Annotated in this window: 20 protein-coding genes and 2 tRNA genes; 12 read left to right on the forward strand and 10 right to left on the reverse strand. The window is 48.7% G+C overall.

Annotation, left to right across the window (positions count from 1 at the left end):
• The first annotated feature begins 59 nt into the window (after nucleotides 1-59).
• Nucleotides 60-2,324 carry an ATP-binding protein gene (locus B153_RS0110165; RefSeq protein WP_020596596.1) on the forward strand — a complete coding sequence of 755 codons (2,265 nt, stop codon included), beginning with the start codon at nucleotides 60-62 and terminating at the stop codon, nucleotides 2,322-2,324.
• A gap of 67 nt (nucleotides 2,325-2,391) precedes the next feature.
• On the opposite strand, the gene B153_RS0110170 is transcribed toward B153_RS0110165, so the two are convergent.
• Nucleotides 2,392-3,144 carry a DUF3575 domain-containing protein gene (locus B153_RS0110170; RefSeq protein WP_020596597.1) on the reverse strand — a complete coding sequence of 251 codons (753 nt, stop codon included), beginning with the start codon at nucleotides 3,142-3,144 and terminating at the stop codon, nucleotides 2,392-2,394.
• 302 nt (nucleotides 3,145-3,446) lie between these two features.
• Here B153_RS0110170 and B153_RS0110175 point away from each other — a divergent pair, with 302 nt between their 5' ends.
• Together B153_RS0110175 and B153_RS0110180 are read left to right on the forward strand one after the other, a co-directional pair.
• Complete coding sequence (locus B153_RS0110175) at nucleotides 3,447-4,811, forward strand: PQQ-dependent sugar dehydrogenase (RefSeq protein ID WP_020596598.1); 1,365 nt, start codon at nucleotides 3,447-3,449, stop codon at nucleotides 4,809-4,811.
• Nucleotides 4,812-4,929: 118 nt separating this feature from the next.
• Entirely contained in the window at nucleotides 4,930-6,129 is a 1,200-nt protein-coding gene (locus B153_RS0110180; protein ID WP_020596599.1) for a rhomboid family intramembrane serine protease, read from the forward strand.
• Here B153_RS0110180 and B153_RS0110185 read toward each other — a convergent pair.
• The gene (locus B153_RS0110185; RefSeq protein WP_020596600.1) at nucleotides 6,126-6,500 is read right to left on the reverse strand and encodes a winged helix-turn-helix domain-containing protein; all 375 of its coding nucleotides are present in this window, start codon (nucleotides 6,498-6,500) and stop codon (nucleotides 6,126-6,128) included. The two genes, B153_RS0110180 and B153_RS0110185, sit on opposite strands and share 4 nt — an antisense overlap.
• 256 nt (nucleotides 6,501-6,756) lie before the next feature.
• On the opposite strand from B153_RS0110185, the gene B153_RS0110190 reads away from it, so the two are divergent.
• Both B153_RS0110190 and B153_RS0110195 read left to right on the forward strand, forming a co-directional pair.
• Complete coding sequence (locus B153_RS0110190; RefSeq protein ID WP_020596601.1) at nucleotides 6,757-7,236, forward strand: DUF2975 domain-containing protein; 480 nt, start codon at nucleotides 6,757-6,759, stop codon at nucleotides 7,234-7,236.
• A 3-nt stretch (nucleotides 7,237-7,239) separates the two neighbouring features.
• Nucleotides 7,240-7,455: a helix-turn-helix domain-containing protein gene (locus B153_RS0110195; RefSeq protein WP_020596602.1), complete on the forward strand. Its 216-nt coding sequence runs from the start codon at nucleotides 7,240-7,242 to the stop codon at nucleotides 7,453-7,455.
• 55 nt (nucleotides 7,456-7,510) lie between these two features.
• On the opposite strand, the gene B153_RS0110200 is transcribed toward B153_RS0110195, so the two are convergent.
• Nucleotides 7,511-9,556, reverse strand: a complete 2,046-nt coding sequence (locus tag B153_RS0110200; RefSeq protein WP_020596603.1) for a hypothetical protein — start codon at nucleotides 9,554-9,556, stop codon at nucleotides 7,511-7,513.
• A gap of 171 nt (nucleotides 9,557-9,727) precedes the next feature.
• Here B153_RS0110200 and B153_RS0110205 point away from each other — a divergent pair, with 171 nt between their 5' ends.
• Both B153_RS0110205 and cydB read left to right on the forward strand, forming a co-directional pair.
• The gene (locus B153_RS0110205; protein ID WP_020596604.1) at nucleotides 9,728-11,107 is read left to right on the forward strand and encodes a cytochrome ubiquinol oxidase subunit I; all 1,380 of its coding nucleotides are present in this window, start codon (nucleotides 9,728-9,730) and stop codon (nucleotides 11,105-11,107) included.
• Between the two features lie 68 nt (nucleotides 11,108-11,175).
• Entirely contained in the window at nucleotides 11,176-12,210 is a 1,035-nt protein-coding gene (gene cydB, locus B153_RS0110210; protein ID WP_026262047.1) for a cytochrome d ubiquinol oxidase subunit II, read from the forward strand.
• A 386-nt stretch (nucleotides 12,211-12,596) separates the two neighbouring features.
• Here cydB and B153_RS0110215 read toward each other — a convergent pair whose 3' ends face one another.
• The 6 genes from B153_RS0110215 to B153_RS0110240 all read right to left on the reverse strand — a co-directional run bounded on the left by B153_RS0110215 (nucleotide 12,597) and on the right by B153_RS0110240 (nucleotide 17,183).
• The gene (locus B153_RS0110215; protein WP_020596606.1) at nucleotides 12,597-12,815 is read right to left on the reverse strand and encodes a PIN domain-containing protein; all 219 of its coding nucleotides are present in this window, start codon (nucleotides 12,813-12,815) and stop codon (nucleotides 12,597-12,599) included.
• Entirely contained in the window at nucleotides 12,812-13,039 is a 228-nt protein-coding gene (locus B153_RS37625) for a hypothetical protein (RefSeq protein WP_157634630.1), read from the reverse strand. The genes B153_RS0110215 and B153_RS37625 overlap by 4 nt, the downstream gene beginning before the upstream one ends.
• Before the next feature lie 30 nt (nucleotides 13,040-13,069).
• Entirely contained in the window at nucleotides 13,070-13,762 is a 693-nt protein-coding gene (gene nfi, locus B153_RS0110225) for a deoxyribonuclease V (protein WP_020596608.1), read from the reverse strand.
• A gap of 125 nt (nucleotides 13,763-13,887) precedes the next feature.
• Entirely contained in the window at nucleotides 13,888-15,261 is a 1,374-nt protein-coding gene (locus tag B153_RS0110230; protein WP_020596609.1) for a serine hydrolase, read from the reverse strand.
• Between the two features lie 49 nt (nucleotides 15,262-15,310).
• Nucleotides 15,311-16,471, reverse strand: coding sequence for a helix-turn-helix domain-containing protein (locus B153_RS0110235; protein ID WP_020596610.1), 1,161 nt, complete (start codon nucleotides 16,469-16,471; stop codon nucleotides 15,311-15,313).
• Between the two features lie 91 nt (nucleotides 16,472-16,562).
• The gene (locus B153_RS0110240) at nucleotides 16,563-17,183 is read right to left on the reverse strand and encodes a hypothetical protein (RefSeq protein WP_020596611.1); all 621 of its coding nucleotides are present in this window, start codon (nucleotides 17,181-17,183) and stop codon (nucleotides 16,563-16,565) included.
• A gap of 171 nt (nucleotides 17,184-17,354) precedes the next feature.
• On the opposite strand from B153_RS0110240, the gene B153_RS0110245 reads away from it, so the two are divergent.
• The 4 genes from B153_RS0110245 to B153_RS0110260 all read left to right on the forward strand — a co-directional run bounded on the left by B153_RS0110245 (nucleotide 17,355) and on the right by B153_RS0110260 (nucleotide 20,662).
• A complete protein-coding gene (locus B153_RS0110245; protein ID WP_020596612.1) occupies nucleotides 17,355-18,590 on the forward strand; it encodes a hypothetical protein in 1,236 nt (411 codons plus the stop codon).
• A 20-nt stretch (nucleotides 18,591-18,610) separates the two neighbouring features.
• Nucleotides 18,611-20,305 (forward strand): hypothetical protein, encoded by a 1,695-nt coding sequence (locus B153_RS0110250; protein WP_020596613.1) that lies wholly within the window; start codon nucleotides 18,611-18,613, stop codon nucleotides 20,303-20,305.
• Between the two features lie 140 nt (nucleotides 20,306-20,445).
• Nucleotides 20,446-20,518 (forward strand) — tRNA-Gly (locus B153_RS0110255).
• A 58-nt stretch (nucleotides 20,519-20,576) separates the two neighbouring features.
• A tRNA-Leu gene (locus tag B153_RS0110260) sits at nucleotides 20,577-20,662 on the forward strand.
• A gap of 419 nt (nucleotides 20,663-21,081) precedes the next feature.
• On the opposite strand, the gene B153_RS37995 is transcribed toward B153_RS0110260, so the two are convergent.
• Nucleotides 21,082-21,699 (reverse strand): hypothetical protein, encoded by a 618-nt coding sequence (locus B153_RS37995; RefSeq protein WP_020596614.1) that lies wholly within the window; start codon nucleotides 21,697-21,699, stop codon nucleotides 21,082-21,084.
• On the opposite strand from B153_RS37995, the gene B153_RS34940 reads away from it, so the two are divergent.
• The coding region (locus B153_RS34940; protein WP_020596615.1) for a transposase at nucleotides 21,698-21,909 on the forward strand (212 nt) is incomplete at its 3' end. The two genes, B153_RS37995 and B153_RS34940, sit on opposite strands and share 2 nt — an antisense overlap.

The raw sequence follows: 21,909 nt of genomic DNA on the forward strand, positions 1-21,909 counted from the left end.
AAATTCTCGTTACATTTGATTAGTGGCCTGACAGTCAACTTATATCCTCTTTTAACACCATGCTACGGATTCTGGGACTATTTGCCTGCCTGCTGGCTGGGCTGGTTGCGAAGGCGCAACCGGCGAATGAGCGGGAAGGGGAGGTCGAATGGAATCGACTGAAACACCAGCCCATTACTGAACAAACCTTCCGGGCTGCCTGCGATCTGATGCAGAGAACAGGCCGCACCAACATCAATCGCAGCTACGAAATGCTGGCCCAGTATGTGCCGATGGTAAAAAAAACGGGCAATCGGGCGTGGGTACATATCCTGCTTATGGGCTGGGCACGGGCCAAATCGTCCATGATCTTTTCGAAAGAGGCAGACGAACTCTACCGGCAGGCGCGGGAAAATGCAGGACCCCATACCCGTTTTATGCGGGAGGCCCTAGTGGCAACTGCCGTTATGTTTGGTGAGTGGGGCAAAGAAGCGGAGTTTAAACGGTATCTTGATTTAGGTGAGCAGGAGTGCCGACGCGCCAACGATAAGGAGAATCTTTCCTTTATTTATACCTTCCGGGCCAATACATATCAGGGGGATACGGCCGCTATGCGTGATCATTTTGAGAAAGCGATTCGGCTGGCGACGGGCATTCGGGATAAAAACGCGCTGTTTACGGCCAAATACAATTATGCTGTCCGCTACTACCCGTATAACCCGCAGAAACAGGTAGCCGAATTTGAAGCGTTGCTGGAACTGGCCAAAGATTCGAGCCTGAACCGATACCCCCGCAAACTGTATGAACGTACGGCCTTTACGTTTCGTAATGCCGGGCCGAGTGTGTACTACCAGCTTATGCAGATCAACCTGCTGCTTGCCGATTACGATAATGCCTGGAAATTTGCCGAACTGTTTTATGATGCGACCGTCAAGCCGAATCCGCTGAGTATTCAGGCGGGCTATTTCAATGCCGAGGTCGCTGTAGTCAAAATCTACCAGCGCGATTTTGCGGCTGCCCGCAAGTATCTGGTAAAAAGCAAAGCCATTTTCGGAGTACCTGAAGCGGAAATTCCGTATAGTGGTTATTTTCTGGCAGCAGGCTTACTTGCCGAACATACCGGACAGTATGCCAGGGCATTGCAGTATTATGAGATGGTTCGGGAAAAAGAAGGCGAAGGGGAAGGGTTGAGTGTAATTCCATTTTCGATCTCCTATGCCCACGTACTAACCCTTAACAAGCGGTTTGCCCAGGCCGATCAGGTGTTCAGTCAATACCGACCAAGACTCAAGAATCGGGAATACACGGCTTCAGGCCTGTATTTTTACCAATATTATGCCGATCTGCTGAAGGCCAGAGGTGATTATCCCGCTTATGCACAGGCGCAGGAAACGTTTTATGCAATTAAAGATTCGCTGACCAACCTGAATCAATATCGGTCGGTTCAGGAGATTCTGGCAAAGGTTCGTATTCGGGATAAGGAACAACAAATCATTCGTCTGAACGAAGCCAGTGTGGCGCGCGACCGACAAATCAGGCAGGAGCGTATTTTTTATACGGTGCTTATTGGTCTGTCTATACTGACAATAGTATTTCTGGTACTCTACCTGCGCAACCGGCAAATTCGTAGCCGACAAAAGGAGGCCTTGCAGCAAAGCCAACTGGAACAGCTCGAAAAAGAACGTCATATCGAACTGATGCGGGGTATCATGGACGCTGAAGAAACCGAACGACGTAAGATAGCCGATCAACTGCACGATGAAGTAAATGCTATGCTGGCGCTGGCTACACTGAACGTGTCGTCGACGCTCGAGAAAGGGGTTCCTGATGAACGCTCCGAGAAAAAACTCCACAAAACCCAGGAAGTGCTGCTGTCAGTGTCGACCACCATCCGGGAGTTAAGCCATCGACTGACACCGTTAGCCATTGAAAAATACGGTTTCGCCCAGGCCATGACCGACCTGGGCGAAACCGTCAATACCTCCGAAAAACTGAAGCTCGATATGATTGTTGTTGGCTTCAACAACCCAACTGCTTATCCAATCTCGTTACTAAATGATCTGTACCGGATTGTTCAGGAGTTGGTGCATAATATTCTGAAACATGCCCAGGCAACCCATGCCACCATCGAAGTAGTTGGTCATAAGAAAACGGTGTCGATCATCGCCGAAGACGACGGGGTAGGCTTTGTTGATGATGGGGCCACGAAAGGCAAAGGGTTGACGGATATAAAAACCAGGACAGCCTATCTGAACGGTCAGATGGAAATAAAGCAGAAGCAGGATAGTGGCACGCTGATCGTCATCGACATTCCATTCAACCAACTGGCTACAGCTACCCACTAGTGCCCTGTATTGAGTTTGCCTTTCTTCCGCTCTGTGCCCTCATAGAACGTGGAAGGGGCTATTCCCTTCAAAACCGATACCCCAGCCCTACACCAAAAGCCCTTACCCCGTAATACGGCCCGACCAGTTTGGCTTCAATGAGCGGCACAGCAATCGTTGCCGTAGTGGTATAGCCGGGAAGAGTTGTGTTTTCGATGTCGCTGTGGAGCTTGGTAATGTCCGCCGGTTTCAGGTTCTTCCACAGCGGATCTTCGCCGACAAAATCGGCCGTTACATTGGTGCCATAAAAAGGCCCTAACAGCCATAAATCCAGGGTGACCCGATTACCGATCAGCCATTGATGCCCCAGCAAAATTCCGGCCCCAAAGGCGTTGAATTTAGCGTTCATATGGGCATGGTGAAGAATGCCATCACTGGGCGTATAGGTATAGTCCTGGCTAATATCCATGTTGATGTATCGGACAAATGGAGCGATGTACCAACCTCTGGGAGCCTGACCGCTGAAATAAAATCGGTATTCGAGTGTGCCTGTATATTTGTTGAACAACGTCCGGTTAATGGCCCGTACGGCATCGTCATTTTCACCATACTGGTCCATCAGCGCCTGTTTAAACGGTAGTGGCGCATCGATTGACGCCCCGGCCGTGACGGTGATGGTGCTACGGGGCGTCAGAATCCGCTCGTACTGAACCTGATAATTCTTAAACACAGCACCCGACAGATTGACTTTAACGACAGTTGGGCTGACGAGTTGCGCCTGTGCAGTACGTCCAGAGAGTAGTAAACTTATCAGACAGATAAAAAATTGTGGATGTTTCATGGCGTTTGAGTCGAGTGAAAAGTAGCAGGCACCGAACCTGATTTCGGTTCGGCATTCACTGGTTAAAATTCAGAAAGTCTGCTTCGCCCGGAAATAGTTAGAGCTAACTAAATTGACGCGTGAAAGGAGCGGCTTATGATGCGATGGGCAGATAATCTGCCTGCTATTTTGGGCTGTATGTCAATGAGTAGTCTGCCTCCTGCCAGGTCTTTCTTTTCCTGAAAACGGCTTAAACTTTCTGCATAAGCAGGCCGTTTAGCTGTGAGAACCATCAATACATCCTGTCAACAAAAACTACCCTCATGAAATCGACGTTTGTGCTGGCCACCTGTATGACTGTTGCCCTTGCCGGGCCGGTGCGTGCCCTGCCAGATAATTCTGTAACGCCTAAACGAACTCCCGCCCGAAAGAACCTCTCCGTGCGGCCGATCGCACCACCCGAAAATGGTGGAATCAAACTGGGGAATGGCTTTCGGGCCACACTTTTTGCCGATAACCTTGGCAAAGCGCGTCATGTGATTGTCAGCAATACCGGAACCGTATTTGTTAAGCTGGAAAAACTCAACAACGGTAAGGGTATCGTGCAACTCAACGATTCGAATGGCGATGGTATGGCTGATCAAACCAACCTGTTTGGCAACAATACCGGAACCGGAATGGACATTTACAACGGTTACCTGTACGCGTCGTCGGATACGTCCGTGTATCGGTATAAACTGACCAATGGCAAGGTTATGGAAACTACGCCAGCCGAACCCATTGTTACGGGTCTTACCCTGCAACGTCAGCACGCCAGTAAGTCGCTGACGATATCGCCCGATGGTAAGCTATTTGTCAACTTTGGGGCTCCGTCGAACGCCTGTCAGGAGAAAGATCGGCAGAAAGGCTCGATGGGCATGGATCCCTGTCCCATTCTGGAAGAATATGGTGGCATCTGGCAGTTCGATGCCAACAAACTGAACCAGCATAAGGCCGATGGTAAGCGATATGCAACGGGGATTCGGAATGCAGTAGCCCTCGACTGGAACAAGGCGACTAATACACTCTACGCCTTACAGCATGGCCGCGACAACCTCAACAACTGGGGGGGCGTATTTACCGACGAAGTGAGTGCCGAACTGCCTTCCGAAGAGTTTCTGATGGTAAAAGAAGGCTCAGATTTTGGCTGGCCTTACTGCTATAACGATCATGTCAAGAATAAAAAGCTCCTGGCTCCCGAATACGGTGGCGATGGCACGAAGCAGGACCGTTGTGCCGGAAAAGACAAACCCATTATGGCTTTCCCCGGTCACTGGGCCCCTAACGATCTGCTGTTTTATACCGGAACGCAATTTCCGGCACGATACAAGAACGGTGCGTTTGTCTGTTTTCACGGCTCCTGGAACCGCGCTCCGCTGAAACAGGGTGGCTATTTCGTGGCCTTTATTCCATTCGGAAGTGATGGACGCCCTTCGGGCAAATACGAAGTATTCGCCGAAAATTTTGCGGGTGTGGCCGAACAGGGCTCCCCTGGTACCAGCGTCAATGCCGGTAAGCTCGATCTGGCCAGCCCTGGCGATGCCGTGGCTCGTCCGGTCGGATTAGCGCAGGGCCCCGATGGATCACTCTACATTACGGATTCGGTGAAAGGAAAAGTATGGCGGGTAATGTACTCGGCAAAGAAGTAAAAAATCGTTACGGTAAGCGACCTGATTGGCGACAATTGCTCCAAATTGTGCGCAAATCAGGTCGTTTTGCGTTACTATAGTATTCGTAGTCTCTTTTTTAGTAATCCCACCAGCGCGTATGACGAATGAATCCTCTGAGCTACCTGATTCGCAGGAAAACCAACCTGCCGAGACGTCTCCAGCGTCCAGCCAGACTCATCGGCCTGAACCTGCCCACCAGAACGACCAGAGCCTGGGTACAGAAACCCCAGCCGACGAGAAAGCGAATCCACTCGATTTGCTCAAGCCCGCTCCGGGTTATATCGTTACGCCCGTACTGATCTGGCTCAATGTGGGTATCTTTTTGCTGATGGCATTCACGGGGGTCAATGTACTGAAGCCTGCCGGGGAGGCACTCATTCGGTGGGGAGCCAATTACAGCCCGTTAACGCTCGATGGCCAGCCCTGGCGACTACTGAGCAGTTGTTTCCTGCATATTGGTATTATTCACCTCTTGTTCAATATGTATGCCTTAACCCAGATTGGGTTCGTCATCGAATCGGTGCTGGGTAGTCGTCGGTTCATCGTCGTGTATATAATGGCCGGATTATTGGGGAGCGTCGTAAGTCTGTGGTGGCACGATGTGGTTCTGGGAGCCGGTGCTTCGGGCGCTATTTTTGGCTTGTATGGTGTGTTTTTTGCGCTGTTGACTACCGATTGGCTTGAGGCCGAAACGCGCCGTTCTCTGTTGCGAAGTGTGCTGGTGTTTATGGGCTATAACCTGCTCTTTGGTCTACAGTCTGGTATCGATAATGCTGCGCACATAGGCGGTCTGATAGCTGGGGTATTGTTTGGGTATGCCTACTATTTTGCAGCACTGCACCCTCAGCGCAGGGGGAGCCCAATTGGGTGGCCTATGTTTGTTCCGGCGGCTCTAATCCTTATTGTGACAGGGGTCGTCTATAAAACTACCACCAATCCGTTTGGCGATTACGAACGGCTCATGAATCGGTTCGGAGCGCTGGAAAAAGAAGCCATGTCTGTTTTTCAACTTCCTCGAAATACCCCGGCTGCGGAAGTGGCGAAAGCGATAAATGAACAGGGGATTCCGGCCTGGAAGCAGGCTAGTGCGGTACTTGATGAAGCCGATAAACTTGAATTACCGGACGACTATCGCCGACGAAATCAATTGCTACGGCAGTACAGTACACTACGCATCAACAGCTTTACCCTTCTTGGACGTTCATTGGCCGATACAACGCACCGCTACGACAAACAGATTGAAGCGTACGACCAACGCATTAGAACCATTCTGAATGAACTGAAAAAGAAGCGCTAAAGTCCTGGCAACGCATTTGGCGCTTCCAGAGGTAGTTTGGCTAGTTCGGCCTCCATGAATTGCTGAAATCGTTCGTGCAGACCCCGGTAGTACGTAAGGTATTTCTGGCCCGTCTCGGTAATGATGGCTCCCCCACCTTTTTCGCCACCCGTTTGGGTCGACACCAGGGGCGTTTCGGCCTGTGTGTTCATGGAGTGAACCAGGTCCCAGGCGCGTTTGTACGACATATTCATGGCTTTGGCGGCCTGATTGATAGAGCCCGTCCGCTGGATGTGTTCCAGCAGTTCGAGCCGACCGATACCCATAAATCGCTCGATCGAATCCGTCGATGCCGTTTCAAGCCAGATGCGGCCGCTAATGCGAAGTTTCATAGTGGTTAGGGGCAAGCGTTCAGTCACAAAAATACGCGGTAGTTGGATCGGTCCGTGCTTAGCTGAACGTTTGCCGTTATTGTCGTGTGGGCGCCAGCCAATTCTGATGCCTGCAATTCAAGTCCTGTATCGGTAAACCAGTTTACTGAATCGTAGGTATGTGATTTTTAGTAACTCCTAAAAAACGGTAAATATTTATTGATTATCAATAAATATTTGTTACGTTTGGACGCGCTTTCAAACTCCAGACGCCCTTATGAAAAGAATTTCAACCGTATTCCTCCAGGCAGTCGTCGTGCTTATCGGCATTGTGGCGCTTATCATTTTGATTCGGTTTCCTTTAACCGAGGGCCGAGCGGCCAACTTAGATTTATTCAGTATTTACGCAGATCCGTTCATCCTGTATGGCTACGCAGCATCAATCGCTTTTTTTGTTGCGCTCTATAAAGCGTTCAGATTGCTTGGATACATCGGGCAAAACAATGTATTCTCATCAAAGGCTATCGGGACGTTGAAGAGCATAAAATATTGTGCAATCGGATTAAGTGGTTTAATTGTGATGGCAGGGTTGTATATCAAGATAAATCACAACAAAGAGGACGACCCGGCAGGTTTTCTGGCTATGTGTATCGTGACCACGTTTGTGACTATTGTAATAGCCACGGCTGCGGCCGTATTTGAAAAAATCCTGCAAAATGCCACAGATATGAAATCTGAAAATGACCTGACCATATAAGCTATGCCAATCATTGTGAACGTAGATGTGATGATGGCAAAGCGAAAAATTTCTCTGAATGAACTTTCTGAAAGAGTTGATTTGACATTATCCAACCTGTCTATCTTAAAGACAGGGAAAGCCAAAGCCATTCGGTTTAGCACCTTAGAGGCAATTTGTAAAGCTTTAGACTGCCAGCCAGGGGATATTCTGGAATATGTACCCGATCAGAACCACTGACAGCGGCTTGCCAAAATACGGGTGGGTAGGCTTCGTCAGACGGCAAAACCACTAGCTATTTTGCCAGTCGCACCACACCCAGTCGCCGGAACGTACTTTTCAGTCGCACCAACTCGGGGTTTTTCAGGCTAATTGAATCCTTGGCCTGTCGGCTCAGACTGCGGGCCATTCTGTCGGATAAAAACCAGCCCAACGGATACTGGTCATTGTAAGCGAGCCGCAGGGTTATGTAGTTGGTCCTGGGGTTGGCAAATCGGTCCATGAATGAGCCAAACATCCGGTCGCGCGTGTTGGAGCCGTTGTCCCAGGCATTAAAAAAGGCCAGTAGAGGCACCTGCACATCCTGCAATACTGATTTTTTGTGCGGTAACTGGCTATCCGTACTGCTGTTTTTGATGAACAGAATGTAGGGTACAACACGGACATGGTCGGTGGTATCCAGCTTCCGAATCGAGGGCACCAGGTTGTTGAGTAACTGAATGCAGGTTTCGACGCCCGAATTGTCGAAATAGCCTCCATCCACCACATGACCGCCGTAGGGCTGGCGCTGTCCTCGCTGATCGACAGAATCCCGTTGGACCAGGGCGCCATTGGTTACCAGCGGAAATCGACTACAGAGCGATGCGGCTGTTTTGAGCGGGACATCCGAACCCAGCACATCCAGCGTCGACACCACATCGGTAAAGTAATGCGGATCGAGTTTTAAATTCGAGGTAATAATTTTTTGCCCCGATTCGGCCATTGTTCCGTTCAGCAACAGCGAAGGCAGGTTATAATTGTAGCCCGTTTTGGTTTGATAGAGCGCCGTTAAAGAAGAGTCCAGCGTATGTACATGGAGGTTGTCCCGATAAGAAACGGACCACGAATCTTCGAGCCACTTGGCCCGCTCCAGCGAAGCAATCGGTACCGGAAGCAGGCGCTGAACCGCATCAGGGAACAATAGAGCAGCCGAAACCGGCGATAAATAATCGTCGCGGATAACCTTACGGAATTGATTAAATTGACCAACGCGCTCGGTCTCAATAAAATCACGAAGAAACGCTGTGTAAAAAACCGTCCCTACACCCCCACCCGATACACCGCTAAGGGCATATACGTGACGACTAAAGCCCGGTATAATCGAATCGAGTCGGATGAGTGTCTCGGCCGTCCAGTTCAAGGCCCGGATACCACCGCCTTCGGCCGCCACCAGCACCAGCGGAACCGTGTCCCGGTCTTCCAGCTTACGAGCATTGACCCATTGCCTGAAATGAGCGTCGACGGTGGGCCGTTGGGTCGTATCAAAGACTGACCGGCCCGTGGTTCGACGAACGGCTGTATTGTCGTTGAATACGCTGGCCAGGATCAGGTAACCAACCACCAGTAATACCAGAGGACGATACCGATAGTCGTTGAAATACACCAGCAGACTCCCCCAAAATGTGAGAACGGTAATACCGAAAATAATGACGGCAGTAGGGCGCACCTGTCGGGCTATACCCAATTCGACGGGTAAACTAAACAGCACGAGCAGGCAGCCCGTCAGGCCAACGTTGGCAATCAGAACAACCCGGCTAAACCGATGCTGCCAGAGTACGTGAATATCATGCGTCAGCGATGTATAGGCATCCGACGTTTCCCAATGATCGGGTAGGGCAAAAATCGGTACGTTCTGTTCCGTTTTCAGAAATAAAAACAAGAGGGCGCTACTCTCCAGAAGGAGCAGATAAGGGTGCCCCTGGTCCGATTGATGGAAAGCGTAGGCCAGTATCAGGGTAGGTACCATACCGCCCATTTTAGGAAGCCAGCGGAGAAGCCAGATGCATTCACTGGTCAGTTGCAGGCCGACGGGTGAAATGTATAAAATCAGTCGGGTGCTGGCATATACTACCCAGCTCCAGATGAACGCACTAACCAGAATAAACTGAAAAAGCGGGCTGAAGACCCCCGTATAAATTACCGCATTGATCATGTCGGTAGCCTGGTCAGGAACTGTCAGAATATAAAGTGCCAGCAGCAGTGTAAGCAGAACCACAAACGCATTGCGCTGGGTTTGGTAAAAGGCCACTATATAGTTCCGGGCATAGTGCCAGAAAGATCGTTGGGGAGGTTGGACTTTCATGACGGGTTTATGCCGTAAAGGTACAGAACTATTTATCGAAAAATCGCCTGAATGTCTGGCTGTTTTGCCCTGTCTATCGTACCTTTCGGCCGATAGTTCTCTCGCCTTGTTCGCCTTATATCGCACTGCCTGTCTGCGACCACGGCGACCGTTTCCGCTATCGTAACGGCTATGGACAATGTGGAATTACTCTCTCGAATTCAGTTTGCCTTTACCATTGCGTTTCATTATATCTACCCACCCTTAAGCATTGGGTTAGGCGTTTGCCTGGTAGTTATGGAAGGGCTTTTTCTAAAAACAAAGAACAAGATTTACGAAGAGTTGACCCGCTTCTGGGTTCGCATTTTTGCCCTGATTTTCGGCATTGGTGTGGCTACCGGCATTGTCATGGAATTTGAATTCGGTACCAACTGGGCCGTTTATTCCCGCTACGTCGGTGATATTTTCGGCTCGGCGCTGGCAGCCGAAGGTATTTTTGCCTTTGCCCTGGAGTCGGCCTTTCTGGGTATTTTGTTGTTTGGCTGGAACAGGGTCAGTCCACGGGTGCATTTCATGGCTACGGTACTGGTGGCGCTCGGCTCCATTTTTTCGGCTCTCTGGATTGTGGTCGCCAACTCCTGGCAGCAAACGCCTTCAGGGTATCGAATTGAGGGAAAAGGGATGCAGGCCCGCGCCATTGTGACCAACTTCTGGGATATGGTGTTCAATCCTTCGTCCATTGATCGGTATTCGCACGTACTGATCGGGGCTTTGCTGGCTGGTTCGTTTCTGGTGTTGAGTGTCAGTGCCTGGTATATTCTCAAAAAGAAGTACAGCCTACACGCTCAGGCGGCCTTTCGGATCGCTCTTTGGGTCGCTGGAGTGTCGGCGCTGGCGCAATTATTCACCGGACATAGATCGGCAGAGGTTGTCACGAAATACCAGCCGGCTAAACTGGCCACGATGGAAGGGCACTTTGACCAATCGGCTCCGGCCGACATGTATCTACTGGGCTGGGTAAACGCCAAAGAGCAGAAAACAAGCGGGTTAAAAATACCGGGCGGCCTCTCATTTCTGGTTCATCAGGATTTCAAGGCACCCATTCCCGGCCTCAATAGTTTCAAACCCGAAAATCGCCCAACGGCTATCAATTTTGTTTTTCAGACCTATCACCTCATGGTTGCCATTGGTATGACGCTGATTGCGTTGACCTGGTTTGGTCTGTTTAGGTTATATCGGAAAAAACTGTTCGAAACACGCTGGCTGATGCAGATTTTTGTGTTTGCTGTATTCCTCCCGCAGATAGCGAATCAGGTGGGTTGGTATACGGCAGAGGTAGGTCGGCAGCCCTGGGTAGTGTATGGGCTGCTTCGCACATCCGATGCGCTCTCACAGGCGGTAAAAGCGGAGCACGTGCTGGCCTCTCTCATTCTGTTTACACTCATCTACGTCATGCTATTTGGCTTATTCCTGTATCTGCTCAACAAGAAAATACAGCATGGCCCTGATGTGGCCAATAATGGCGAAACCTCGTCACGTATGAATCCGTCATTTTTACCAATGATTGAATGATTGAATGGTTGAATAGTGTGCGGGAGCTATTCAATCATTCAACCATTCAATCATTCAAAATTAAACCTATGGATACCGTTCTTGGAATTGATCTGCCCACCTGGTGGTTTCTACTGATTGGCGCGCTCATCAGTGGTTATGGTATTTTGGATGGTTTTGACCTCGGGGCCGGAGCGCTGCACCTGTTTTTTCGCAAAGAGCAAAGTCGCCGGATTGCGCTCAATGCCATTGGCCCGGTTTGGGATGGCAATGAAGTTTGGCTGGTTATTGGAGCCGGGGCGCTGTTCGCTGCGTTTCCGCTGGTCTACGGTACCATTTTATCGGTTTTTTATCTGCCGTTCATTCTGTTTCTGGTCGCGCTGATTTTCCGGGCTATTTCCATCGAATTTCGCAGCAAGGAACCCATGCATTGGTGGCACCAGCTCTGGGATGTTAGCTACTGTGTGTCCAGCATTGTTATCTCGTTGCTGCTGGGGCTTGTGCTGGGTAATCTTATTCAGGGATTGCCATTAACTGCCAAGCATGAGTTTGTTGGGCGTTTGCGCGATTTTTTTAACCCATATGCCGGACTCATTGCGATAACCGTTCTGTCGCTGTTTATGATGCATGGGGCTATGTATCTGCTCATGAAAACGGAAGATCGGCTGTATGCCCGGCTCACCATCATTGCCAACAACACCAGCAAATTTTTTATTCTATGCTTTATCGCTACGTCCAATGCAACCCTGATTTATGTGCCGCATATGACCCGTATTTTTAAAGCGCATCCTGAGTTATTCGTACTGCCGATGGGAGCTGTGCTGATCGTGCTGAACATTCGCCGGAGTATCGAGAAACGCCAGTATCGTCGCGGGTTTATTTCGTCTTCGATTACGACAGCCCTGTTGCTGATTCTATTTGCTATGGGTTTATACCCCAATCTGGTACTGTCGAACATGGACCCGAAAGGCAACATCAGTATTTATGAAGCCGCATCGTCCGATAATTCATTACGAACGATGCTCTTGTTTGCTGCCATTGGCATGCCGCTGGTAGCTACGTATACCGTATTTATGTTCTGGACTTTCCGGGGAAAGGTTAAGCTGGAAGAGCACAGTTATTGAGATTTATTTAGAATATGTCTGAATTCATCGGGAGTAACAATTTGTAGAGAAGGAAAGGTAAGCGATTTGAATAGGTCAAAGTGCTTGTCGTATGTAATCAAACATGTAGCATTTGCAGACAGGGCGAGGTCTGAAAATTTGTTGTCATCCGGATCTATATCTATTAAATGCCATCGATAATATGGCTCAAGAAAAATCACGTTGGTTGCACTACGTAATGAACCTGTTTAGACTTTCCGAATAGTTGTCAAAACTGGCCCATTTTTGTCATGCTGAGGAACGAAGCATCTTCGCTAGGCGCTATTTTCCTAAATACCGAAGATGCTTCGTTCCTCAGCATGACAAAAACACTCAATTTTCAGCTAATAATAAAAGTCTAAACAGGTTTAATATATCGAGCACATAATCGGCTGTGCGAGCCGAATAAAAATCAGTAAGTTTTCAGCGTATTCATCCCGTAATTCGGTACTCACAATCCAGGCCAATTTTTTGGCCGCGAACGCTTCATAAATAAAGAATTCAGCATTTCGGCGGTTGATTGTTGCGATGAGTACGTTTGTGTCGATAACTACCGCCGGAATCACTTCAGAAGGCGATACAATCATTCTGATTTTGTTCGCTGGTGCTGATTGGTAAGTTTTTCATAATCAGCGTTAGTGATTTGTTTTTCTTCGATAACTTTATCTATTTCCTCAAAAAGTTTTTCACTGTAATGCCTGGTCAGAAGATCTCGGATTTCAACAGACTCTTCATTACTCATGGGTCTATTAAACATACGTAGTAAACTACGTTGTACATCGTTTAATCCTATAGATTGTGAACCACTCATGCCTGTATAGGTTTTTTAGCAAATTTACAATTATTCGGTAGTCATTCGCTCTCCTCGCCGTAAGGCATTTACCAGATTATGGGCCCGGCGGGTGGGTTCAGGAATGCGGTAGCCACCATCACATTGGAGGGTTAACGAAAGGGCTGTTTCCAGATCAATCAGATGACCGGGCGAGACATAAACCGGGTTGACTTTGTTTTTGGTTCGAAGAGCAGCGCCAATCACGTCGCCGTAGTGTTTCATAGGCGACCATGCTCCTCGTTCGGGCGAAGGTTCATCGTATTTGCCCACCAGCACTGATTTGCCACATCCGAACGTTGGCCGATTCAGAAAAAGGCCGGCATGAGAGGCAATACCAATTCGGCGGGGGTGAGCCGTACCGTGCCCATCGAACATAACCACATCAGGCTCCGTTTGTAAGGTTTGCCACGCTTTCAGTAAAGCCGGTATTTCCCGGAAAGACAGCAGGCCTGGAATGTAGGGAAAGGGAGCCGTTCCGACTACGCCTGCTTCATCGATGGTTTCCAGGGTATCGAGCCGCAGCACGACAATACCGGCATAAACGGTTTCTTCAAACTTATTGAACGAAATGTCGCAACCTGCAATGGTTCTGGGTGGTGTCGATAGCGGTTCAATCCGTATCTGCGAACGCAATTGCTGTTGTAAAGCGACGGCTTCGGTAGGCGTTACACTCCAGTCATGAAGGGGTTGGTAGGTAGCCATGCTGGGTAAGTTTGTGTAAATAGATAACGCTCAAAAACGCCAAAGGTTATTTTTCTGACAGGATTTACCAGATGGAAATCATTGATAATGCTGTCAGCGAATAAGTCTGAACTCTTGTATAGGTGTTATAAACGCTTAGCAACGATGTCGCCATTTTGGTGCACCACTACCTGTGTAACCCGTCCGGCAGCGTCTTTCTGAAAGGTTAGTTGAGCATTCACCGTTTTCAGGAAAAAGTCGGTCTCGCTCGAAGGGAAAAGCTCAAATTGTGGCTGATCTGTTACTTGCAGAAAGAGCTTCTGGTTATCGAATGTGATCGACAAGGTCCGGTTAGGGGCCAATTGATAGTTGCCGACGTATTGTTTAAGGATGGATTCGGGTACTGCCATCGTTTTGAAGCTAATCGGCAACTGGTAGGGCATCCCATAAACGATAAAAAGCAGGTCTTTCAGCAAGGGTTCCAGCGTAGTTGCGTCAGATGCATCATCCACGTTGGCAAGCATAATCAGTACCGTGTCATCGGCCGGAATAAGTACAGCGAATGTGGCAAAGCCAGGTAGATTTCCGTTTTGAAAGAGTAGTTTTTTGCGGTTCCCAAACGTATTGATCCCCCAGCCATAGTTCCAGTTTCCGGGCTTGATGGCCGTAAAAGCCAGTCTTTGAGAAGTAGAATTTATCAATTTGTTGGAAAGGAAAGCCTGCGCCCAACGGTATAAATCGCCTACTGAGCTATACATACCTCCAGCCGAATAGGCAGCCGTTGAATCCAATGGCCGAACAGCTACCAGAACAGAGTCTTTCCAGTAGGTATAGCCAGTCGTTTTTTCAGGACGTTTCAGGTTGATAAAATCGAAGCCGGTTCGGGTAAGGTGGAGCGGCTCGATGAAACGCTTCCGGACGACGGTTTCAAACGGTTGCTGCGTTATCTTCTCGATAATGAGGCCCAGCAAAAAATAGCCGGAATTCGTGTAGGCCACTTCGTGCCCGGGTTTATGGCGTAAGGGTTTGTCTCTGAATGTCGATAGCACACGTTCTTTCGAAACAGGCCGGGTAAATTCCAGACTATCTTTTGAATACAACACGCCTTTATAGTCGTAAATGCCGGAGGTATGGGCAAAAAGCTGTTCAATGGTAATCTGATCGCCGTTAGGGTAATCGGGTAAGTATTGGCTTACCTTGTCGGTCACCGATATTTTTTTCTCCTCCTGCAATTGCAGAATGGCCGCTGCTGTAAAGGTTTTGGTGATAGAACCCAACTGATAAATACTGTTGGAGTCATTAGGTATCTGACTCGATGCATTCCGCCAGCCGTAGCCTTTTTTCAGCAGAACGGATCCTTGCTTGGCGACGAGTACTGTACCGTTGAACCGATGATGGCGAGTGGCTGCTGTGAGGTATTCGTCCAGCTTTTCGGCTGTTGATAGACCAGGTTGAGCGTTGAGCGGAAGCGTAAGGCAGTAAAAAGCCAGGGCGGAAATAGTTTGGAAACCTGAGCGCATAACACGTGTTTTTCGGCCAAAACAGCGCGAAAAACAGGGGCTAATCTTCTCAAATCCCGATTTGAGAGGTCTTTTTCTTTTGCTGGATCATGTATTCGCCCGGCGACGTCCCCGTCAGTTGTTTGAACGTGCGCTGAAACGTAGCCTGCGAGTTGAAGCCCGATTCGAATGCAATGCCGGTTAAGGTCAGGTGCTCATGAAGCGGATCGAGTAACCGTCGTTTTACTTCTTCGACCCGATATTCGTTGATGAATCCATTGAAGTTTTTGCCGACGTGCTGATTCAGAACCGCCGAAATCAGTTTGGGAGGCAGTTGAAGGTACTGCCCTAATTTATCGACGCTTAAGTCGGGGTCCAGATACCGTTTTTCCTGCTCCATAGCTTTGGTAAGCGCGTTAACAACCTGCTCAATGGTGCTGGTCGATAGGTCAGGGCTGGCTGATTTAGACGAAAGCGGAGGACCAGGTTTAGACGCTTCTGAACGCGTATGCAGGTATCCTTTGAAACCGAGCCAGTAAATCAGAATCGCAATCGGAATATAGATCGGATACCAACCAAAACGATCCAGCAGAGGGCCACGCCATGCCGGAACAATGTACGGAACCAGATGGATGAGCCAAATGACCTGAAAGGCCAGAAACATATTAATAAACTGGTTGAGCCAGCGGAGGTGTTGTTGACCCTGATGGTTCTGAAGAGAAGCCTGATACTGATTCAGAACACGTTTGGTTAATGTCAGATAAATCGTAACGGAGAGCCAGCGCGGAATATCCACATAGGTATTGTATTCGTCCATGATAGCTCCCCATGCTGGACCGCTGGTCTGATCAAAAAAACCGAGAAACAACCCAATGATGAATACCCATCCCATCAGTTTGGCACCCAGATCGAGAATGATTGGATAGAAATGACGTCGTTCTCGCCGGCCAAGCTCAAACGCCGGGTCCAGTATCGAACGGGCGTAAAAATAGATCAACGGGCCAATGGGCATCGCGATAATTAGCGGCAATAGATCCATTGCCAAAACCCACCAGCGACTGGTAGCAGGCATACCAACGGCAAAGCTCATGGACGCTAACAACCCAATGAGTGAAGCCAATAGCCGGTTCGACAGTCGATTTCCTTTCGGATTGATCCACAGCAATACACTCAGAATAGCGCCCTGAACACTACCCAGAAGCAAGATGAGATCGAAGGGAGAGATCGTCATACTGTGGCTGTTGGGAGAAACGAAGTCAGGCAGACATGTATAGGATCTGCCGCGTAATACGAAGCCAAAGCTCTTGTGACAAGTTTACGAACTAATCCTCAATTTTTACACGAATACGGTGCGGAGCCGGTTGGTTACCACCAAAATAGAGGCCTGTATTGTAGGCAAAGGTTTTATTGTGTGTGAAGGGAACGGTCTTTCCTCCCAGTACCTGATACACCTTGCGGTCGTAGTCGATTTTAATGACCATGCGGGTAGGTGTATTGATTTTGGCTTCGGCTACTTTAAAATCAATGCGTTGCCCTTCAACATAAATATAAGCCCCCAGATCGATGCAGTTGCGCTGTTTATTCCAGCGCCAGCCAACGCGGGCCCCATCGACCTGGTGCGGAGGAACGCCATCCAGCGATTGGTCTTTTGATCCCACAAACCCTAATCCGATTACTTTATTCCAGTCATCGGCATCGGCATTGCCAATGTCATAAATGCATGAACTGTCGAAGGTAACCGTTGCCGATACTTCGCTCGGGCTAATCAGCAAACCAACTTTACGTTTTGGATTAGGTTCATGTTCACCTGCTTCGATCACCACCCAATCCGGATCCGACAGCAGGAAATCGGGAACGCAGGCACTCATCAACAAGCTAAGCAAAGGCAGCAAAACCCGGGTAGCCTTTGCGAAAAATGTTACCGATGAATCAAAAGGAAACATACTAGCTGGATTAACTATATTGATGTATTACGCAAATAACGCTATAATTGTTGGCAAGCGTATGCCGTACCATCAAGTAGATATACGGCTGCATACCTTTTCCTATCAACAGGTTAGAAGCAACCTTTCGACTTTTGGTGCCTCTTTAGATGTGAATTCCCTACACCCTTTATGCAACCGGATCACCCTTTCCGCCCACCACTACAATCGGGTAGCTGGCACTTAGGAATACCAACTTACATTTATGCCGTTGTGTTCTCGTCGTTTTGTGTCATCATGGGCCTACTCTGGGACATCATGTGGCACATGAGCATTGGTCGCGACGGCCTATTTGCCCCTCCACATCTGGTTATCTACGTAGGAGCCATTGTTGGGGGCCTGTTCTCTGCCTACAAGATTCTGAATCTGACCCTAACCCAAAATCATCCCGGTCGGGCCGAAGCCGTACCTTTTTGGGGTGTTTTCTATGGTCCGCTAGGCGCCATGTTCTGCGTATGGGGGGCTTTGGCTATGTTAACATCGGCTCCGTTCGACGATTGGTGGCATAATACGTATGGTCTTGATGTACAGATATTAACCCCTCCGCATACCATTCTGGCCATTGGGATCATGACGATGCAGCTAGGGGCCATTATCGGTGTATTAGCCCTACAAAATCAGTACCGAAAATCAACACCGACGCTTCAGAACAAAGATCAGCCCAGTCGGCAGAGTACCCGGTTGCAGTGGTTGTTTGCCGTGGCGGCTGCCTTGTTACTCTGTATGATCTTTACCCTTGCTTCTGAGTCGATGGGTATGCGTGAAACGCATCAGTCGGGGTATTATGCCACAGCGGCCATTGTATTTCCGTTTTTTTTGCTGGCTATAGGCCGGGCTTCGCTGTTGCGCTGGCCCATTACGGCGGTTACGGGTATCTATATGCTGGCCTTGGTGCTTCCTAGCTGGGTACTTCAGTTTTTTCCGGCAACTCCCCGGCTTGGCCCGGTACTGAACCCCATTACGCACTATCAGCCGTTTCATTTTCCGATGTTGCTCATTATACCCGGCTTCGTTCTGGACTGGTTCATGCATCGGTTGGATGGTCCCAAAAGCAACCGCCGAAAAGTGAACGACTGGCTATTGGCGGCCATTTATGCCTTTGTGTTTATGGTTGTATTGCTGCTTGTTCAGTGGCCTTTTGGCGAGTTTCTGACCAAATCTACCTGGGCACGTAATGGGTTTTTCCTTTCGTATTCATGGACTTATGAAAGCCCTCCTGAGTGGGAGTATCGGTACAGGTATGCTCCCTGGAATACGCAGACGGCCACTGAGTTTGCGATTGGTTTTGGTAAAACGTTGATTTACGCGTTTCTATCCGCCCGGGTTGGTTTAGTATGGGGAAACTGGATGAAGCGAGTAGCGCGATAAACCTGAGAACGACAGAGTAAATGAGTTGGAAAGATTCTAACGGGCAAACTACAGGTAAGGTGAAAAGGCTAGTATCAATTTGGGCATTCTTTCTGGTTTCATGGATTTCACTACCCGTCCTGGCCCATGTGGGGAGTTCGGGAGTCATTGTGCAAAAGCAGGTTGGTAATTACCAGCTACTGATTCGGATCAACCCGCCCGATGTGGTGCCCGGTACGGCCATTGTTACGGTTTATGTTGAACAGGGGCGAGTCAGTGCGATTGGTGCCCGGCCTATCTACTTTCGTTCGGGCGACAAGGGTGCCCCTACGCATGATGTATTAAAACGGATTGGCCAGAATCAGTTCGAAGGCGATTTATGGTTGATGGATTCCGGCTCATCGAGTATTGAGCTAAGTATTGATGGTCCTGATGGTAAACAACAAGTCATTGTGCCGGTTGTAGCTATGGCAACGGCTCTGCGCGACATGCCGCAGGGAACGGGTTACGGTCTGGCGCTGATGGGCCTGTTGCTGGTGGTGATGCTGGTTACGATTGTAGGCGCCAGCAATGCCGATGGTATTATGGCACCTGGCCAGCCCGTACCAGCTCGATTAGGTCGTCGGCGGTGGATCGGTATGGTAGCTGGTTTACTGGTTATAGGGCTGATATTAACTGGATGGAGAGCCTGGTGGACGAGTACCGCTGAAAACTATCGTGATGTGCAATTGTATCGGCCAATGCCTATTAAAACTTCTGTTCAGGTTCTGAATGCACAACGGCAGCTAACCATCCAGTTCGATACGGCAGCGAATCGGCGCCTACGTCGATTATTCAGTTATATGCTGCCCGATCACGGCAAACTAATGCATACCTTTTTAGTACGGATCCCTGGTCTGGATGCCTTCGCGCATTTGCATCCGGCTCGTCGGGACACCCTGAGCTACGAAACCGCCCTGCCTCCGTTGCCAGGTGGAAAGTATTTACTTTATTCGGATGTTGTCTTTCGGAGTGGTTTTACGGAAACGCTGACTGATACGATTGAAGTCCCTTCGTTAAAAATCAGTGCCGAAGCAGCCGCAGCCGCTAAACCAACCGACCAGGATGATAGCTGGCTGGTTACGGAGCCTATGGGTGTGAAAGCGAATGCAGTCAACTTACCGCATTTGGACAATGACATGGTCGTATGTGGTAAGCCCAGTGCTACCTGTAAAGTAGCGGATGGCTCCTCGATGTTATGGATGGATAAACCCGGGCCTACCCTGGAAGCCGGTAGATTGTACACCCTGAAATTTGCGGTAGCAGATGCTCAGGGAAAAGCGGCCGCTTTGGAGCCATACCTTGGTATGGGAGGGCATGCTGTAATCCTGCGTTCCGACGGTACGGTATACATTCATCTACATCCGGTTGGTACCTATTCGATGGCTGCCGAGAACTCGCTGTTGACTCGTATTGCCGATACGGCCCGCACATTTCATTATCCAGATGCCGTCCGGTTTCGCGATAGTATAGACAAGTATGTAGACCGACTGAACAAACTGCCGGAAGATGAGAAAAATCGGTTGTTGTCGGCGGGGATGCCTGCCATGAGCCACCGGATGAAAGCCGGGAACATGGTTGAGTTTCCCTATGCCTTTCCCAAAGCTGGTCATTATCGGATCTGGGTTCAGGTGAAACGAAAGGGCCAGATACTAACTGGTGTGTTCGATACGCAGGTTAATGAACCATTGCTGTAAATAATAGATGCTGTAACCTGTTCAAAATCAGATTTTGACATCCTGTAATTATCTTTTTCTGAAATTTTTTTGAGAGCAGGGCTTGACAAACGAAGAAAACGCCCTAAATTTGCATCCACAATTCGCCGAAAGGCAATTACGCGAAAGTAGCTCAGCTGGTAGAGCGCGACCTTGCCAAGGTCGAGGTCGCGGGTTCGAACCCCGTCTTTCGCTCTACAAAGAGGCACCGGACCCGGTGCTTTTTTTGTAAAGTGCCCCTTTGGTGGCAAAAGCCGGGATGGCGGAACAGGTAGACGCGCCGGACTTAAAATCCTGTGGGCCTTACGGCCCGTGCGGGTTCGATTCCCGCTCCTGGTACTTGGAAACCTCTGCAATAGCTTGAAACATAGCGGTTTGCAGGGGTTTTCTGCTTTACTGCCGAAACATTACCGAAATAAAGCTGTGAATAGTTGCATTGATGCGGGTCGGTATAAACATAGGTATTTTGGTGGATTGATACCAAGAGTAGAATGGAAAAATTTATCATTCAACCGTCTGTCAGCTCTAAGTTGGTCTTCGAATGTGATTAGAAGCTTAACTCTGGTAAAAATTAGTCTGATTATTATTCAAGTGCCGACAGGTCAGAAGTCTTTAATCTAAATTTTTTTTCAATTAACCGCCTGTTTAATGGCTCGCATTGCCAATGATAATTAAGGCATGTATAGCAATGACCTGCTTTATTTGCAGAGCTTTTAACAGTGAAGTACTTGTCATTGTGTTCCTTAGTACATTCTTGATTAGACAGCTTTGAAGCCCTGTATTACTGAAAAATAGTCATTGTCAGTAATACCACCCATTGATAAGAGTAGTAAAATACTTATGGGATCGTCTGCGGCGTCTGTGTGCATTAGTAAATTCACCGCATACATAAGATATGTTCGCTGTAAATCATTCATAATACGAACCTTATGCCCTAATTCCTCTACGTCTAAATTATGGAGTAAGTGATTAATAATGCTACTTGTGGGCTGTCTGAGCATCTTTGCCAAGACTTGGATTACATCAGTTGCCCTTGACTGAGCGGTTAGCTTTTGCAGATTAACGGATAGCAATAGTACCATTACGAATGCCTCTCTACTCTCAGATGAAGCCCTTTCAAATGCACCAGCAGTTAGAATTGACAGCCTGTGTTCTGATAAACCCCTTTCAAATAAATTTACATCCATACACTCGTAATGATCCCGATAGCTATTTGCATATTCTTCATTTAATAGACTTCTATCAATAGGATTTTCATTTTTTGAAAAAGCTTCTTCTCTCTTGTATTCCTCGTATACCCTTTCTGTGTTTTTTGTGAGATAAGTTGATATGGTCCTAAAAATCCGGACACGAAACTTTTTAACTTCGTGTACCATGAACCAATCCCAACGCCCCAAACGAAAGTATACCGCCGAGTTTAAAGCCGATGTGCTGCGGCTAGTTGCCAATGGTGAACCCATCATGGCCGTGGCCCGTAAAATGGGCATTAGCGATAGCCTAATTCATGCCTGGCGGAAGACTAATGACAAAGGGGAAAAGAAAACCGATCAAAGTCTTCAACAAGAAGTCGATTCACTCCGTAAGCA

Source organism: Spirosoma panaciterrae DSM 21099 (assembly GCF_000374025.1).
Lineage (GTDB): Bacteria > Bacteroidota > Bacteroidia > Cytophagales > Spirosomataceae > Spirosoma > Spirosoma panaciterrae.

Bases quoted from the DNA above. Each gene is read 5' to 3' on its own strand.
- B153_RS0110165 (WP_020596596.1), top strand. From the start codon at position 60: ATGCTACGGATTCTGGGACTATTTGCCTGCCTGCTGGCTGGGCTGGTT.
- B153_RS0110170 (WP_020596597.1), bottom strand. From the start codon at position 3,144: ATGAAACATCCACAATTTTTTATCTGTCTGATAAGTTTACTACTCTCT.
- B153_RS0110175 (WP_020596598.1), top strand. From the start codon at position 3,447: ATGAAATCGACGTTTGTGCTGGCCACCTGTATGACTGTTGCCCTTGCC.
- B153_RS0110180 (WP_020596599.1), top strand. From the start codon at position 4,930: ATGACGAATGAATCCTCTGAGCTACCTGATTCGCAGGAAAACCAACCT.
- B153_RS0110185 (WP_020596600.1), bottom strand. From the start codon at position 6,500: ATGAAACTTCGCATTAGCGGCCGCATCTGGCTTGAAACGGCATCGACG.
- B153_RS0110190 (WP_020596601.1), top strand. From the start codon at position 6,757: ATGAAAAGAATTTCAACCGTATTCCTCCAGGCAGTCGTCGTGCTTATC.
- B153_RS0110195 (WP_020596602.1), top strand. From the start codon at position 7,240: ATGCCAATCATTGTGAACGTAGATGTGATGATGGCAAAGCGAAAAATT.
- B153_RS0110200 (WP_020596603.1), bottom strand. From the start codon at position 9,556: ATGAAAGTCCAACCTCCCCAACGATCTTTCTGGCACTATGCCCGGAAC.
- B153_RS0110205 (WP_020596604.1), top strand. From the start codon at position 9,728: ATGGACAATGTGGAATTACTCTCTCGAATTCAGTTTGCCTTTACCATT.
- cydB (WP_026262047.1), top strand. From the start codon at position 11,176: ATGGATACCGTTCTTGGAATTGATCTGCCCACCTGGTGGTTTCTACTG.
- B153_RS0110215 (WP_020596606.1), bottom strand. From the start codon at position 12,815: ATGATTGTATCGCCTTCTGAAGTGATTCCGGCGGTAGTTATCGACACA.
- B153_RS37625 (WP_157634630.1), bottom strand. From the start codon at position 13,039: ATGAGTGGTTCACAATCTATAGGATTAAACGATGTACAACGTAGTTTA.
- nfi (WP_020596608.1), bottom strand. From the start codon at position 13,762: ATGGCTACCTACCAACCCCTTCATGACTGGAGTGTAACGCCTACCGAA.
- B153_RS0110230 (WP_020596609.1), bottom strand. From the start codon at position 15,261: ATGCGCTCAGGTTTCCAAACTATTTCCGCCCTGGCTTTTTACTGCCTT.
- B153_RS0110235 (WP_020596610.1), bottom strand. From the start codon at position 16,471: ATGACGATCTCTCCCTTCGATCTCATCTTGCTTCTGGGTAGTGTTCAG.
- B153_RS0110240 (WP_020596611.1), bottom strand. From the start codon at position 17,183: ATGTTTCCTTTTGATTCATCGGTAACATTTTTCGCAAAGGCTACCCGG.
- B153_RS0110245 (WP_020596612.1), top strand. From the start codon at position 17,355: ATGCAACCGGATCACCCTTTCCGCCCACCACTACAATCGGGTAGCTGG.
- B153_RS0110250 (WP_020596613.1), top strand. From the start codon at position 18,611: ATGAGTTGGAAAGATTCTAACGGGCAAACTACAGGTAAGGTGAAAAGG.
- B153_RS37995 (WP_020596614.1), bottom strand. From the start codon at position 21,699: ATGGTACACGAAGTTAAAAAGTTTCGTGTCCGGATTTTTAGGACCATA.